The sequence below is a fragment of the Olivibacter sp. LS-1 genome, from assembly GCF_008245145.1.
Lineage (GTDB): Bacteria > Bacteroidota > Bacteroidia > Sphingobacteriales > Sphingobacteriaceae > Olivibacter > Olivibacter oleidegradans.
The window spans coordinates 2,425,382-2,441,899 of the sequence record NZ_CP041643.1; the positions used below are offsets into that span (position 1 = coordinate 2,425,382).

Genomic DNA, 16,518 nt, shown 5'->3' on the forward strand with positions numbered 1-16,518 from the left:
AATCTATATGTCTTTTAGCTTATCACGTAAAGCCTATTGCCTTACCGGCTTAAACTCTATGCGAATAATGTCTCCCACCTGTAGACCGAGAAGGCCGCTAGCATTTCCTTTATTAATTGCGATTTCAAGATGATTGCTAATTCCAAAAAGACATAATTTTTCACCCTCCGGTACCTCGTTATAATGCCAGCTTAAGTGTTTTATGGATTCATTGCGACGAAAAAATAGCTCAAAATCCCGATTTTGCTGTATTTGGTTGAAAAGCTCTTTACTGATATTGGTAATAACATTTTGAAAAGAATCGACATAAATAACACTTCCTCTAATGGTGTCGCCGTCTATAATGGGTTGAATAATAACTCTTTTGACAAGCGAATTCACAGGATCTCCGATGTCTTCCATAGTTCCGCCCTTGGCTAAATGGGTTGCCGCTTTGGCGAAGATATCGGTAAGAGGAAAATGTAGAAACTTTAAATCCTGCATGATATTAAGTTCAACGGCCTTCTCCGGATCACCGTCGAGTAGCAAAGAAAATATACCGTTATCAGCCCCCACAAAGTAGTGGCCTTTATACTTGACGGCTAAATATCGTGTATCTTTATTAAAGACGGAGTCAATACCGATTAAGTGAACGGTGTCTTTTGGGAAATATCGGTATGCATTTTTTAAAACAAAGGCGGCTTGTTGTATATTGAAGGGAGCGATATCATGGGACACATCTACCAACCTGACAGTGGGGTATAAACTGATAATACTCCCTTTTAGTGCAGCTTGGTAAAAGTCTTTATGTCCTAAATCTGTGGTTAACGTAATGATGCCCATATCTAAATCTCAGTCCGCTGATAAAATCCCATTTTGCTCCGGAAGGGAGTATTTTAGTACGATTACTATTGATGCAAATACTTTTTTTTATGCACTATAATTAGTAATCTTGCGTAGGGATTTTAAGGTGCAAACCTAGCATGAATTTTTCATATTTAGTTGTGAATATTTCCAAAAATATAAAAAATCCGGTAAGCAGTTATCCGCTAGCATAAAAAGAAAGAGCGCTTAGGAAAAAGCATAAAAAACAAATAAGGCAAAATTTGAACGAATTACGAATTACATTGGAACAGGTGGATCCAGCATTGTTATGGGGCCCCCAGAACGAGCATTTTGAATTGATACGCAAGTACTTTCCGAAATTGAAATTGATAGCTCGTGGCACTGAACTGAAGGTTCTTGGCGATCCGGAAGAGATTAATATCTTTAAAAATAAGTTTGAAGCGATCATCGGACATCTGGAAAAATATAACCATATCAATTACAACGATATCGAGACGGTGTTGGGTGCGACGCCGGCTGTGGTAGAGAAGGAGAGTATCGTAGAGAAAGCAGCTGCTCCTTTTGGAGGAGAACCCATTGTATTCGGTCCCAACGGTATTGTTGTCAAAGCTCGGACCGCCAATCAGCGTAAAATGGTAGATAGTATCCTCAAAAACGACATCCTTTTTGCCATTGGTCCTGCCGGAACGGGAAAGACCTACACCGCAGTAGCCTTGGCAGTGCGGGCGTTGAGAAATAAAGAGGTGAAGCGCATTATATTAACACGTCCTGCCGTTGAAGCCGGCGAAAATCTAGGCTTCTTGCCAGGCGATCTAAAAGAAAAGGTGGATCCTTATTTGCGGCCGCTTTACGATGCGTTAGATGATATGATCCCCGCTGAAAAACTCAAGATGTACTTGGAAAATCGAACAATAGAAGTTGCGCCATTGGCATTTATGCGTGGAAGAACCTTGGACAATTGCTTTGTGATTTTGGATGAAGCTCAAAACACAACGGAAATGCAATTGAAAATGTTCTTGACCCGGATGGGCCCGACGGCTAAATTCATCGTAACGGGCGATGTGACGCAAATCGATTTACCAAAAAAGCAACAGTCGGGTTTGCATAATGCCCTAAAGCTTTTAGATGATATAGAAGGTATTGATATCATCCATTTGAGTGGGGGAGACGTGGTTAGGCATAAACTGGTGAAACGTATTCTGGAAGCTTACGGAGATATTTAGGGCAGAGTTGCCAGTTGTTAGTTGCCAGTTGCGGGTTGTGAGCTGTAAGCTATAGGCTGTAAATACATAGAACCTAAGACACAAGACACAAGACGGGAAGTCTTGATACTTATGTCTTGATACTTTTGTCTGCCCGTCGGGGTTTTGATTTTTTACTTTTGAATTTTTACTTTTTAATTGAATAACAGTGAATGCGATAAAGGAAACTCATTTTACTTTTCCAAAACAAACGGCTTTCTACAAAGGGAAAGTTAGAGACGTTTATACAATAGATAATCAATATTTAGCCATGGTAGTATCCGATCGGATATCTGCCTTTGACGTTGTATTACCGAGAGCGATTCCGTATAAAGGGCAAGTGCTCAATCAGATTGCCGCTAAATTTCTGAAAGCCACCGAGGATATTTTGCCGAACTGGGTAATTGACGTACCGGATCCGAGTGTTACCATTGGAAAAATCGCGGAACCCTTTAAAGTGGAGATGGTTATTCGTGGTTATTTATCCGGGCATGCTTGGCGTGAGTATGCGGCGGGGAGACGATCTGTTTGCGGGGAATCATTGCCGGAAGGATTGAAAGAGAATGATAAACTTCCGAAGCCAATTATTACGCCAACCACCAAGGCGGCCGTAGGGCACGATGAAGATATTTCCCGGACTGAAATTTTAAAGCAAGGTATTGTAAGTGAGGAGGATTACGTGAAATTGGAGAAATATACCTACGCTCTTTTCGAAAGAGGCACAGAAATTGCAGCTGCTCAAGGACTGATTTTAGTAGACACTAAATATGAATTCGGGAAAATCGGAGATCAAATCATTTTAATTGATGAAATCCACACACCTGATTCCTCACGGTATTTTTATAAAGAAGGCTATGATGAGCTGCAGAAGGAAGGAAAGCCCCAACGCCAACTTTCGAAAGAATTTGTAAGGAAGTGGCTTATTGAAAATGGCTTTCAAGGGAAAGAAGGGCAATCTGTTCCCATGATGGATGATGAACTCGTGGCATCGATATCCGAACGGTATATCGAATTGTACGAACATATTACCGGTGAAAAATTTATTCGATACGAGATACAGCATATCGAAGAGCGTGTAGAAAATAATATTAATAAAGCCCTCGACAGGTTATTGGAAAGGGGATAAAACCAATAGGTATGAAGTTTACAATTGATAAACATGAGCGTTATGTAGTAATTACCCCTCATGAGGAAGTGTTGGATGGTGTTACGGCACCTAAAATTAAGTCGGAATTTGTATTGTTGAATACTGACGGACAACGGAATATTGTGTTGGATTTAACCCATGCGAAAAGCGCTGATACATCTGGCTTACGTTGTGCGCTGACAGCACATAGGCTGTGTCATGCCGCGGGGGGTGTTTTTGTAATCTGCTGCGCGAATAAGGAAATTATGCAGCTTATCGAACTGTCTAACTTGAAAGAAGTGCTAAATGTGGTGCCTTCTTCTAATGAAGCAGAAGATCTCATCTTTATGGAAGAATTGGAAAGAGAGTTTAGGGGACAAGTGGCGACCGATGAAGAATGAGATTTGAGGTAACAATTCTTGGAAGCAATTCAGCTACACCTCTGTTTGGGCGCCATCACACGGCACAGATTCTGAACTGCAACGAGATTGTCAGTTTAATCGATTGCGGTGAAGGTACCCAATTGCAGCTCCAGCGATATGGGATCAAAGCCAACCGTATCAAGTATATTTTTATTTCGCATCTACACGGGGATCATTATCTGGGGCTTGTAGGTTTGATATCTTCTATGCATTTAAATGGAAGAAAGGAAGATTTGCATGTTTTCGGCCCGGAGGGGCTTAAAGAGATAATTGATCTCCAACTTCATTATTCTGAGACTTCTCTGCGATACAAGCTCGTTGTTCAGACGACCAGTCCGCATACGGCGGAAACGATTCTGTCTGATGCGAATTTTGAAGTGATGACTTTTCCTCTGAGTCATCGAATTAATTGCACTGGATTTTTATTTCGTGAAAAACAGCGGCTTCCACGTATAAACAAAGACGCCATTGCCGCATTGAACATCCCTACTCCTTATTATCCCTTGTTAAAACGAGGTATTGATTATACCGATAATGAAGGTAAGGTTCACCGCGCCGCAGACCTTACCACGCCTGCTCCTGTACCGCGTAGTTACGCATTCTGTTCAGATACGGTGAATATAAAGAGCTATTGGCCTTATATCGAAAAAGTTGATCTTTTATATCATGAAGCTACCTTTTTGCATGATATGTTAGAAAGAGCTGTAGAGACCTTTCATACTACCGCCTTACAGGCCGCAGAAATTGCAAAAGCCGTAGGTGCACGAAAGCTGGTTATTGGACATTTTTCCGCAAGGTATAAAGATTTACAACCGCTTTTAGATGAAAGCCGTACCGTATTTTCCAATACAGAATTGGCTATAGAAGGTGAAACTTTTGAAATTTAGCCCTTATTTCTTTTTTGATTCTTCCTTACCGTCTTTGTCCTTTTTTCCGAACACAGAAAAATGAACATACCTACTGGGATGCTCCCGCAGGTCAATCATCAAACAATCCAGATTTTTGGATGCATTATTTAGATTGTTGTAAAGCTCCTCGTCATTCAACAGCAAACCAACGGATCCTTTGCCGTTATTGATATTGTCAACAATATGTTGTAAATCAGCCACTGCTGCATTTGCATTTTGGATAGTTTGTTGAAAATTTGCTTTAGCCACTTGATCCGTGACACTTTCCATATTCGTTAGAATAGAAGTTATGCGCTCTCCATTATTTTTAAAATTAGCGGAGATGGATTCCACATTGCTTAAAATATTCGAGAGTTTGGTACGCTGCGTGCCAACGATCGCATCTACTTGTGCAGTTGTATGTTCTAACGTATTCAAGGTGTTAGCGATACTAGCAATGCTTCTGTTAAAGTTGCGTTGGAAATCCGCATTTATTGTGTTGTTTATCGAACTCAATACCGAATCCAAAACGGCAACCACTGCCTCTGCCTTTTTTTGTACCGGTTCCACCTGTTCCAAAATATTACGCTGAATGTTTGCCCGGAGCGTATCCCCGTCTTGGGCGTAATCCTTACTGTCTCCGAGTTCAAACACAATGGCTTTACCTCCCAAAAGGTCCGTGCTGGCAATCCTAGCTATCGTATTGGCCGGAATGGCGTAATCTTGATTGATCTTAAATTCAGTCAAGATCTCTCCGTTGGGTTGGAGACTCATCTTTGACACCCGGCCGATTTGATATCCATTTACCATAACCGGTTTGGAAACGCTCAATCCGTCTACTCGGTCATAGGAAGCATAAAATTTATTTTCACTGGTAAAAACATCATTGCCTTTTAGAAAACTGTATCCAATAATTAATACAGCAATGGCTACGGTAGCTAAAATGCCTACTTTGGTTTCGTTAGATATTTTCATTCAAATAATCTTTTTAAGGCAATGAAGCTGAGATGAGCTTTTGATTTTTTACGGTAGCTCATGCAGTTTTCATTGGGTAATGGTCTTTTTCGTTTTATATTTCGTGCCGCTCAATCATGTTTAACCGGCCAGGCTTAAAGCGACGAAAATTGTACACACTCTACCATGAACAACAATCCCTACCAATTTGTTTAGTTTTCTGCCTGCCTCTTATAGCTTTTTATAGCATTTAGTAAATTCGCTACGATTTCCGATTGACCTTGCGCAGAATTTAAATAGCGCTCTTCATCCGGATTACTGATAAAACCTACTTCGGTTAAGACCGCCGGCATACCAGCTCTTGCTAAAACGGCCAAGCTTAATTCTTTTACGCCTCTGCTGCCCCTACCTGATTTCACATATTCTCCTTCGATAAATGAAGCTAATTTAATACTTTGATCCCGATAAGCATTCTTCATAAGTGAAAAAATAATATAGCTCTCCGGATCCTTCGGGTCGAAGCCGTCATAATTTTCCTGATAGTTTTCTTCCAACAACATAGATGCATTTTCACGAATTGCGGCGTCTTGCTCAGCCAATCGACCGGATCCCGATACAAAGGTTTCCGTCCCGCGGGTAGTGGTATTGGGAGTGCTCACGGTTTTGTAGATAGGCACCCTTTTACCGTTCCTTCTACGATAACCCGTCACGATTCGTTTTTTAATCGAAGGCATGGAATTGCAATGAATGGAAATGAACAAGTCGGCCTTTTTCTCATTGGCTAATCCGATTCGCTCATAGAGAGGGATAAAAACGTCCGAAGTACGGGTATAGATCACTTTCACATCTTTTAGCTCGCTTTGAATGGAACGTCCTAGTTTTAGCGCAATCTGGAGTGCAATATCCTTTTCCACCGAGGTTCTGCCTCGTGCGCCTATATCGTGTGCTCCATGACCCGCATCAATGACAATGGTCTTGATCCGAAAATCTTGATTTTCCGTGTTTTGCTGTAGGTCGCCAAGATAAAATTCAGCAGACCGCACGTTGAAGACGATAAAAAATGTGAAAAGGATAATGGATAATAGCTTTCTATACATTAGTTTTCAATCTGTTTTTTATAGTTTTTTATTGCGTTAACTAGGTTTTCGACAATTTCGGCTTGCCCTTCAGCCGAATTCATATAGTGTTCTTCTTCCGGATTACTTATAAAGCCCATTTCCGTTAAAACCGCAGGCATTCCTGCACGGGCAAGCACTGCCAAACTTTGCTCCTTAACACCGCGATCCAATCGCCCGGCCTTAATGTACTCATTTTGAATGAAAGTTGCCAGTTTTATACTCAAATCTCGGTACTGATTTTTCATTAAGGAAAATATAATATAACTTTCAGGATCTTTTGGGTCAAATCCGTCGTAGTTTTCCTGGTAGTTTTCCTCCAATAACATGGAGGCATTCTCCCGCATGGCAACATCCTGTTCGTCCAATCGTCCGTAACCGGAAACAAAGGTTTCTACACCGCTCACGGAAGTGTTTTGCGAACTAATCGTCTTATATACCGGTACACGTCTGCCCCGCTTATTTCTAACATATCGGGAAACCACTCGTCTGCTGGTATGTGGCATGGAATTACAATGAAGTGAAATAAAAAGGTCCGCCTTATTACGATTGGCAATACCGATGCGTTCATATAATTCTATAAAACTATCATCCGTTCGGGTATAAACGACCTTTACACCCTCAATCTCTTTTTCTATCGCTTTTCCCAATTTCAGGGCAACGGCTAAGGTGATATCCTTTTCCTTTGAAAAGGAACCATGTGTGTTTCCATCCCTCCCTCCATGACCGGCATCAATGACAATTGTTTTTATTTTATAGGTGTTATCATACTTATTTGTCGAACTTTGCGTTGGTATGTGTAATGAGAGTATTAAACAAATGGTTGCCGCAAATCTTGTTACAAACGTAATCATCCAAATCCGTAATCTTGTTTAAAATATATAATGCTATAAAGTTAATCTTATTGTATTAAATTGCTAATAAATGCTTTTATTGAAAACAATTGTAGCAATCGTAAATAAAAAACTGTTAAGTGAAGGAATAGCTATTGCAAGCTGCTATTGCTTTCACTAATTTTGGGCGCCTTAATTTTTTTATACTGCAAAAATAATATTCGTTGTCAAATTTGAAGTCTGTTAGCATCTTTTTTAAAGTTATTTTATTCCTCGCAGGCACAGCGATGCCATTATGGGCATCCGGACAGCAATTTATTGTGCAGGACAGCTTAGGCAGACCGCTAAATTTAACGCAAGATTCTGTTCGCCAAGACAGCATAAAACAAGACTCAACGCGGCAAGATACGGTAAAAAAAGATGGTGAAGCAGGCGGACTCACTTCCGTGGTTTTGAGTAACGCCGAGGATTCCACTCGAACCGATCGAAAAAATAACCAACTTCATTTATATGGCAATGCGAAAATAAAGTATGAAGACATGGAGCTTACGGCTGACTACATCCGGATAGACAATAATACGCGTACGATGTTTGCCAGTGGTATGATCGATCATAATGGAAAATATAAAGGACGGCCTATTTTTAAAACGGCTACGGATCCACCCGTTACCGTCGATTCGTTAATCTTTAATTTCGATAGTAAAAAAGGTAAAACGTATGGGGTCTTTACCGAAATGGATGGCGCGTCCATTCAGGCAAAAGAAATAAAGAAGAATGAATATAATGAGCAGTTTATCAGACATGGCTTTTATAGTACCTGTAATTTGCCCTTTCCACACACGCACTTCGGTATTCAAATGAGTAAGGTTATCCTCACGGAGAACCAGGTAGTCTCAAAAAGTGCCTATATGGTGGTAGAGCAGGTCCCACTACGTTTTATCATGATCCCTTTCGGCTTTTTTCCAAAAACCAATAAAAGACAGTCGGGCATTTTGTTCCCAACTTTTGGAGAGGATTTCAGCAGGGGTTTTTTTATGCGCGATGCCGGATATTATATAGGAATAAATGATTATTGGGATGCTGAGCTACGAGGGAACCTGTACTCAAAGGGATCCTGGGAAGCTAACGCCCGTGTGCGCTATAAGAAAAACTATAAATACGATGGGGGATTTTCACTGCGCTACGCTTACACAAAAAACGGGGAAGAAAATACGCCTGGCTTTTCTCGTGCTAAAGACTTCAATATCACCTGGAACCACTCGCAAAGGCAGGAAGCTAATCCGGGTACAACTTTCAGTGCCAGTGTAAATGCCGGAACCGGTAGTTACTTTTCGAATACGGCTGCTGGCGGATCATATGATTACAATCAGATCACGCGGAATAACATGTCTTCCAGTATCGCTTACGGAAAGACTTTCGCCGATGGAAAAGTGAATTTCACTTCGTCCTTAAGCCATCGACAGGATATCAGTACCGGTGCTGTCAATCTCGAACTGCCAACTTTCAACTTAAATGTGGCTACCTTTAATCCTTTTGATTCAAAGGATCGAGTGGGAGAACAGAAGTGGTATCAGCGTATTACCATGGGCTATAGTATGCAGGGAAAAAACTCGATTAATGCGGGGGATAGTGTTCTGTTCACAAAAGAAACCTTGAAAAAAATGCAAAACGGAATACAGCATAATATTCCTATCAGCATGTCGCTCAATGTCGCCAAGTACTTTCAATTTAACACCAGCGTGAACTATACTGAACGTTGGTATTTCCAATCCATCCGTAAGTTCTATGATAATACGCCACAAGGTTATGAAGAAGTTACCGATACGGTGCAGGGCTTCAACAGAGCTTATGATTATAGCTTTTCCAGTGGATTTTCTACCAAGGTATACGGCCAAAAGAATTTTAAAGGAAAGCTGGCAGCCATTCGCCATGTAATTACACCTTCGATCAATTTTAACTATCGTCCCGACTTTTCTGAATCGAAATATGGCTTCTATCGTGAACAGCGTTATGCTGATGGTACACCCGTCTTGGATAATCAAGGTAGAATTCAAAAATATTCTATTTTCCAGAATGCAATTTACGGAACTCCTAGTGCGGGTCGATCAATGGGTATTGGTTTTTCAGTGGACAATAATATCGAAGCTAAAGTACGTAGTGAAGATGACACCACCGGGACGGGGTTTAAAAAGATCCGGATTTTACAAGGTTTGACCTTTAGTGGAAATTACAATTTTGTGGCCGATTCATTTAAGTTGTCTAATATCAGTTTTTCGGGTAGAACTGCACTTTTTGATGATAAACTGGGGCTGAATTTTAACGGTAGTTTTGATCCTTATCGCTATGAAACATACACAACGCCTGGGAGCTCAACAGTGAGTTATCGAAGGATAAATGAATATGCCATTAAAGGTGGACAGCTGGCAAGGCTTACTCAGTTTGGTTTATCGATGGACTTTAGTTTTAATCCGGCAGCTGCGAAAAGCAGAAATAACAACTTGGATGAAATGAATAAAAATAAAACCAATATGACGCCTGAACAACAACAGGAGTTGGCCCGAATCAGTTCTGATCCAAACGCTTTCGTCGATTTTAACATTCCCTGGAATATTGCGGCTTCTTTTAGTTTCCAATACAGCAAGCCTTTTGCGGAATCGCGTATAACCAGTACCATCAATCTGCATGGTGATTTTTCCATTACTCCGAAATGGAAGGTGCAATATAATACCGGTTATGATTTTCAAATGAAAAAACTTGCTTTAACCCAATTTAATATTTACCGGGATTTGCACTGTTGGGATATGTCTTTTGGCTGGGTGCCATTCGGTACTTATCGAAGCTATACTTTTAATATCCGGGTAAAAGCATCTATTTTACAAGATCTAAAATTGACCAAACGTAACGACTATTATAATAGCTTTTAGGTGTTAGCTGTTAGGATTTAGGCAATAAGCTCTAGGCTGTAAGCGATAGGCGGCTAATTAGGTGTTAGTTAGCTGGAAGTAAATATTGGTTAGTAGGGAGTGAAAGTTGTCAGTTGCAAGTCCCCTTTTTTTAATTTTGACTTTTTAATTTTTAATTTTCGAATTACGTCATGACAGCAGAGATTATAACCATAGGCGATGAAATACTGATTGGTCAAATCGTGGATACCAATTCCGCCTGGATTGCCCAACAATTAAACCGTATAGGAATCGCACTGGTGCAAATCACTTCCATCGCAGATCAAGGGGATGCGATTAGGCAAGCGTTAAGTTCGGCTACCTCACGTGCCGATATTATACTATGTACAGGCGGTTTAGGCCCCACAAAGGACGATGTTACCAAGCAAACGTTGGCGACTTATTTTAATACTACCTTGGTTCGCGATGTTGACGTTCTTGCCCATGTCGAATCTATATTTAAGAAGTTCAATAGGCCAATGCTGGAAGTCAATAACAGGCAAGCAGATGTTTTGGCCAACGCCCGGGTTTTGCATAATGAAACGGGCACGGCTCCGGGTATGTGGATTGAGGAGAACGAAAAAATATACATCATTATGCCTGGGGTGCCTACCGAAATGAAGTACCTGATGCAAAACGAGGTGCTACCCAAGTTGCAAGGATTACCTAACCAGTATGCTATTTCCCATCGCTCTATATTAACTGCGGGAATCGGCGAATCTTTCCTTGCGGAGAAATTGCATTCATTTGAAGAAGATTTACCACCACATATCCATTTGGCATACTTACCTAAATTCGGACAGGTGCGTTTACGGCTAACGGGCAGTAGCTTAATGGAGCAGGCTCTCGAAAAAGAAATGGAGGCTTATAGCAGTACACTAATGGAGCTTGTAAAGCCTTATTTCGTTGGAGAAGGCGATGTCTTATTGGAACAACAGTTATTAACGCGTTTAAAAAATCATCAATTAAGCTTATCTACCGCGGAAAGTTGCACCGGTGGCTACTTAAGTCACCTGATTACTAGCCTGCCCGGGAGTAGTGCGGTTTTTAAAGGAGGCGTGGTATCTTATAGCAATGAGTTAAAGGAACAGGTTCTTGGAGTACGGGCTAGCACCTTAGCTGCCTATGGCGCTGTAAGTGAGCAAGTAGCTTTGGAAATGGCGTTAGGAGCTCAAAAAAACTTCAAAGCCGATTATAGTATGGCTATTACCGGAATTGCAGGGCCGGACGGTGGAACGGATGATAAGCCGGTTGGGACTGTTTGGATTGCCGTTGCAGGCAAAGAAGGGGCCAAAGCAAAATTATTTAACTTTGGGAAAATACGGTTGCCTAATATTGAACGTTCAGCCGCAAATGCCCTGGTTATGCTTTTTTATCTGCTGAAAGAAGAACTTGTTGACTAGTTATTTGGTTGAGTAGTTAAATAGGTAAGTTGTTGATACCAGTATGATAACCGAACAAAGTGAGTTCATGAACACTTTGGAAATAAGCAGCTAGTGAATAAGCATTGAGGCCGGTACTCGCAGCCGGCAGGCAGGTGTCCTGTGCTCGCAATGGCAACTCAGCGCAATGGGAACCGGTGCAACTGATAGTTGATTTCTGAAGCCCAATAGCTTAAAAACAAATAACGAGTAACTAATGGCTGTTTTTAACGAATTTTATTCTGTTCTGTTTTATTTTTTTAGATATTGTTGTAACTTACGACGCTTAATGCAAATTAATTAGATATCACATTATGGCTAGATATAATTTACTCCTTCCGGCGATGGGCGAAAGTGTGTCTGAAGCAACTATAATAAATTGGGTAAAACAACCTGGTGATATAGTAAATGTCGACGATATCATCGTAGAAATTGCAACAGACAAGGTCGACTCTGAAGTGCCATCACCCGTAGCCGGGAAATTGATTGAGCAGCGCTTTCAACATGACGAAGTGGTTCAAGTTGGAGAAGTCCTTGCCGTTTTGGAGATGGAGGGGGATGATGAAGAATTGGCGATGAGTGCAGCCACATTAAATGAGCCTTTGATAGAAGAGAAAATTCCTTCTACTAGCACGGAAATTCCGGGGCTGCAGCAATTGGTAACGGATGATCGGGTGAAGGAAGAGGAACCGGTAGGGGATGCGGGTCGTTTTTACTCACCCTTAGTTCGCAATATTGCCCAGGAGGAAGGCATATCAACAGACGAACTTGAGCGTATTCAAGGTACGGGATTGGATGGTCGTGTCACTAAGCAAGATTTACTGGATTATCTGGCCAGGCGGGCTAGTCAAACTGATCAAGGGGGGCAGGTTTCCGATGAGGGAGTAGGTTCTCCTAATCCGCCCGAGCCTGTGAAAAATATCGAACCGGCAGCGGTGAGCGTTTCGGGAAAGGATGAGATTATTGAAATGGATAGAATGAGGCGGCTTATTGCTGAGCATATGGTTCATAGCGTACAAACAGCTCCGCATGTTTGCTCATTTGTAGAAGCAGATGTTACCAATTTGGTGAATTGGCGAAATAAGATCAAAGATAGTTTTCAACAGAGAGAAAATGAAAAGCTCACTTTTACGCCTATCTTTATCGAAGCTGTCGTAAAAGCAATTAAAGATTTTCCCATGATTAATATTTCGGTGAAAGGTACTCAGATTATTAAAAAGCATGATATCAATATCGGTATGGCGACAGCCCTGCCAAATGGCAACCTGATTGTACCTGTCATTAAAAATGCGAAGGATTTAAGTTTGGTGGGAATCACGAAATCGGTTAATGATCTGGCTTTTCGCGCTAGAAATAATAAATTAAAACCTGACGAGACCCAAGGAGGTACTTTCACCTTAACTAACATAGGTTCTTTCGGAAATGTAATGGGAACGCCTATTATTAATCAGCCACAAGTGGCTATTTTAGCTGTAGGGACGATCACGAAAAAGCCGGCAGTTATTGAAACTGAATTTGGGGATGTCATAGGCATTCGGCACATGATGTTTTTATCTTTGTCTTATGATCACCGCGTGGTGGATGGTGCCCTGGGCGGCATGTTTGTACGGCGTGTAGCGGACTATCTGGAGAAATGGGATATGAGTAGAACGGTTTGATTCGTTGCTTGTTAATCGTTGTTGGTTGTTCGTTCTAGCAGGAACAACCAGTAACCAATAACGAGTAACCGGTAATTAACAACTAGTAACAAATAACTAGTAACAAATAACTAGTAACGAATAACTAAATAAAGCATTAGATTTTTCTAATATTTTATTCATTCCGACAAAATTTTAATAGCTTTGATAATTGATTTGTGCAAACGGACTTAAATTTTATTAGGTTTGTTTGGCTGAAATAGAGACTATGATGTTAAGTTCAATTTTATTATTTCTCAATATAGGTGGATCTGAAATGATGCTGATTTTATTGGTGGCATTGTTTCTGTTTGGAGGTAGAAAACTTCCGGAATTGGCAAGAGGCTTAGGCAGAGGGATTCGAGAGTTTAAAGATGCTTCCGAATCTATCAAAAAAGATATTAACGATCAGATTAATAATTTCGGAAAAGATCTGGATGTTTCGGATACCGGCAGCCAACAGGAAACTACCCGGACGAAGGCGCCAACCGAACAAGTGGATGATTATAGTGATGGGGGGCATCGTCAACCCGAATACTATGGCAGTCAAACCAATTATTACGGCGGTACCTCTGCCGATCCAAGTCCATCGGGAAATTATAGTCCCATAGCTTCCCCTTCAGAGGATACTTCAGCAAAGCCTGAAGAAAATGAAAATAAAAATAAGGATCAACAAGCATAAAGCCCTACATAAGGGCTTTTTTTATATCCTCTTTCTTTCCACCTCCCTTGCTTCTTAAAGTAAAATACCTCAATTTCGCAGCAGTAAAAAACCGAGCCTAATAAAGGTAAGGTAAAACAAAATATCTATTAATCATGCTAACACACGAACAGCGTATTGCCAGCGATCTGTCTTTAAATGATAGACAGGTGCGGACTACCATTCAACTTTTGGACGAAGGGGCTACCGTTCCATTTATTTCGCGTTATCGGAAGGAATTGACAGGTAGCTTGGACGAAATACAGGTGGCAGCCATAAGAGATCGAATAGGGCAGCTACGCGATCTTGATAAGAGACGTGAAGCGATTATCAAATCACTTACCGAATTAGGCAAGCTAAGCCCCGAGCTGCAAAGCAAGCTGGAAGAAGCAGAAACGATGGCTGTATTGGAAGATATCTATTTGCCGTACAAGCCAAAACGAAAAACCAGAGCTTCTGTAGCTAGAGAGAAAGGCTTAGAACCATTGGCGGATTGGTTGCTGAAACAGGAACAAAGTAGCGTCGAAGATTTTGCTGCAACTTTTGTTAATGACGAGAAAGGCGTAAGCTCTGTAGAGGAAGCTTTAGCGGGGGCACGTGATATATTGGCGGAAACAATTGCCGAACATGCGGAAACGCGCGCTCAAATGCGTGATTTTTTCATGGAAAACGGCTCTTTTGCTTCTAGAGTAGTGCCCGGTAAGGAGGAAGAGGCCATCAAATATAAAGACTATTACGAGTGGACAGAACCTCTAAAAGCGGCCCCTTCTCATCGCATATTGGCTATGCGACGTGGAGAGAAGGAACAAATGCTGTATTTGGATGTTGAAGTACCGGATGATGAGGCAATCGCGCTTATCGATAATCGTTTCGTTATGAATGCAAGTCCTGCCGCTTTACAAATCCGTTTAGCCGTTCAAGATAGCTTTAAGCGTTTGCTTAAACCATCTATGGAAACAGAAGTTCGTTTAATTACCCGCAAGCGCGCAGATGAGGAAGCGATTCGTGTTTTCGCCGAAAACGCCCGCCAATTATTGTTAGCGGCTCCTATGGGAAGTAAACGGACATTAGCTATTGACCCTGGTTTTCGGACGGGTTGTAAAGTCGTCTGCCTGGATGAACAAGGGAAATTGCTTACCAATACTACGGTTTATCCGCATAATGGCACTGCAAAAGAAGCTGAAGCTGCTCACCAAATCCAGCTGCTCGTAAAACAATATCAAATTGAAGCGATTGCTATTGGAAATGGTACGGCTGGTAGGGAAACGGAAGATTTTGTTCGAAAATTGCAAATACCGGATGTGATCGTCGTGATGGTCAATGAAAGCGGAGCGTCCATTTACTCAGCCTCCGAAGTAGCGCGAGAAGAGTTTCCGGATTATGATATTACCGTTAGGGGAGCCGTCTCCATTGGCCGCCGATTGATGGATCCTTTGGCAGAATTAGTGAAAATCGACCCCAAATCAATTGGCGTTGGTCAATACCAACACGACGTTGATCAAAATAAATTACAGGAATCGCTTGCAGATACCGTTATAAGCTGTGTAAATGCGGTTGGAGTGGAACTGAATACCGCTTCAAAGCAAATCTTAGCTTATGTTTCCGGATTAGGTCCGGCACTGGCCCAGAGCATTGTTGAATACCGGAATCAACATGGCGCTTTTAGAAGGCGCGCTGATTTGAAAAAAGTGCCGCGACTGGGTGAAAAAGCCTTCGAACAAGCAGCTGGGTTTTTACGTATCAGAGGAGCAGAGAATCCCTTGGATGCAAGTGCAGTTCACCCCGAACGTTATGCATTGGTAGAAGAGATGGCTAAAGACTTGGGGCATGAGGTGAACAGCTTATTAAAGGACGAGAAGCTAAGAAAAAGTATTCCCCTGAATAAATACGTGTCAGAAGAAGTCGGTCTACCAACGTTGAATGATATTTTAGCCGAGCTTTCTAAACCGGGCCTCGATCCGCGTGAAAAGTTTGAAACGTTCTCCTTTACAGAAGGCGTTAATACGGTAAATGACTTAAAAGTAGGGATGAAACTTCCGGGAATCGTTACCAATATTACCAACTTCGGGGCTTTTGTCGATATCGGTGTGCATCAAGACGGCTTAGTGCATTTAAGTCAAATGGCTAATCGCTTTATCAAGGATCCAAATGAAGTAGTAAAAGTACATCAGCAGGTAGAAGTGACGGTTATCGAAGTGGATGCAAATAGAAATCGGATTTCTTTAAGTATGAAGACCGAAGAAAAAGCACCACAAGCTAAAAAACACGACCGCAAGGGCGTCAAGCCGGAAAAACGTCAGTCGCCTGAAACGGATATGGCTGCTAAGCTAGCTGCACTGAAAAGCAAATTTTCTTAATAATGTTTGGAAAAACCAC

General features: G+C 41.5%; 13 protein-coding genes. 9 read left to right on the forward strand and 4 right to left on the reverse strand.

Annotated features, from left to right (window positions below; translation table 11 throughout):
• Positions 1-33 precede the first annotated feature (33 nt).
• The gene (locus tag FKG96_RS09695) at positions 34-822 is read right to left on the reverse strand and encodes an S-adenosyl-l-methionine hydroxide adenosyltransferase family protein (RefSeq protein ID WP_130857036.1); all 789 of its coding nucleotides are present in this window, start codon (positions 820-822) and stop codon (positions 34-36) included.
• A 263-nt stretch (positions 823-1,085) separates the two neighbouring features.
• Here FKG96_RS09695 and FKG96_RS09700 point away from each other — a divergent pair, with 263 nt between their 5' ends.
• The 4 genes from FKG96_RS09700 (at position 1,086) to FKG96_RS09715 (ending at position 4,501) form a co-directional block, all read left to right on the forward strand.
• Positions 1,086-2,048: a PhoH family protein gene (locus FKG96_RS09700; protein ID WP_013665802.1), complete on the forward strand. Its 963-nt coding sequence runs from the start codon at positions 1,086-1,088 to the stop codon at positions 2,046-2,048.
• Positions 2,049-2,235: 187 nt separating this feature from the next.
• Entirely contained in the window at positions 2,236-3,192 is a 957-nt protein-coding gene (locus FKG96_RS09705; protein ID WP_149105396.1) for a phosphoribosylaminoimidazolesuccinocarboxamide synthase, read from the forward strand.
• A gap of 11 nt (positions 3,193-3,203) precedes the next feature.
• On the forward strand, positions 3,204-3,593 hold the full coding sequence (locus FKG96_RS09710; protein WP_013665804.1) for an STAS domain-containing protein: 390 nt from the start codon (positions 3,204-3,206) through the stop codon (positions 3,591-3,593).
• On the forward strand, positions 3,590-4,501 hold the full coding sequence (locus FKG96_RS09715) for a ribonuclease Z (RefSeq protein ID WP_149105397.1): 912 nt from the start codon (positions 3,590-3,592) through the stop codon (positions 4,499-4,501). Before FKG96_RS09710 ends, FKG96_RS09715 begins: the two co-directional genes overlap by 4 nt.
• A 3-nt stretch (positions 4,502-4,504) precedes the next feature.
• On the opposite strand, the gene FKG96_RS09720 is transcribed toward FKG96_RS09715, so the two are convergent.
• From FKG96_RS09720 to FKG96_RS09730, 3 genes are all read right to left on the reverse strand, one after another.
• On the reverse strand, positions 4,505-5,476 hold the full coding sequence (locus FKG96_RS09720) for an MlaD family protein (RefSeq protein ID WP_013665806.1): 972 nt from the start codon (positions 5,474-5,476) through the stop codon (positions 4,505-4,507).
• Positions 5,477-5,667: 191 nt separating this feature from the next.
• Positions 5,668-6,552: an N-acetylmuramoyl-L-alanine amidase gene (locus tag FKG96_RS09725; RefSeq protein ID WP_013665807.1), complete on the reverse strand. Its 885-nt coding sequence runs from the start codon at positions 6,550-6,552 to the stop codon at positions 5,668-5,670.
• Positions 6,552-7,424, reverse strand: coding sequence for an N-acetylmuramoyl-L-alanine amidase (locus tag FKG96_RS09730; protein ID WP_013665808.1), 873 nt, complete (start codon positions 7,422-7,424; stop codon positions 6,552-6,554). Before FKG96_RS09730 ends, FKG96_RS09725 begins: the two co-directional genes overlap by 1 nt.
• Positions 7,425-7,627: 203 nt before the next feature.
• On the opposite strand from FKG96_RS09730, the gene FKG96_RS09735 reads away from it, so the two are divergent.
• From FKG96_RS09735 to FKG96_RS09755, 5 genes are all read left to right on the forward strand, one after another.
• Entirely contained in the window at positions 7,628-10,327 is a 2,700-nt protein-coding gene (locus FKG96_RS09735) for a putative LPS assembly protein LptD (RefSeq protein ID WP_242627289.1), read from the forward strand.
• Positions 10,328-10,497: 170 nt separating this feature from the next.
• Complete coding sequence (locus FKG96_RS09740) at positions 10,498-11,748, forward strand: competence/damage-inducible protein A (protein ID WP_149105398.1); 1,251 nt, start codon at positions 10,498-10,500, stop codon at positions 11,746-11,748.
• A gap of 332 nt (positions 11,749-12,080) precedes the next feature.
• Positions 12,081-13,424 carry a dihydrolipoamide acetyltransferase family protein gene (locus FKG96_RS09745; RefSeq protein WP_130857044.1) on the forward strand — a complete coding sequence of 448 codons (1,344 nt, stop codon included), beginning with the start codon at positions 12,081-12,083 and terminating at the stop codon, positions 13,422-13,424.
• A 247-nt stretch (positions 13,425-13,671) separates the two neighbouring features.
• The gene (locus tag FKG96_RS09750) at positions 13,672-14,124 is read left to right on the forward strand and encodes a twin-arginine translocase TatA/TatE family subunit (protein ID WP_165447022.1); all 453 of its coding nucleotides are present in this window, start codon (positions 13,672-13,674) and stop codon (positions 14,122-14,124) included.
• Between the two features lie 134 nt (positions 14,125-14,258).
• Complete coding sequence (locus FKG96_RS09755; protein ID WP_149105399.1) at positions 14,259-16,499, forward strand: Tex family protein; 2,241 nt, start codon at positions 14,259-14,261, stop codon at positions 16,497-16,499.
• Positions 16,500-16,518 lie beyond the last annotated feature (19 nt).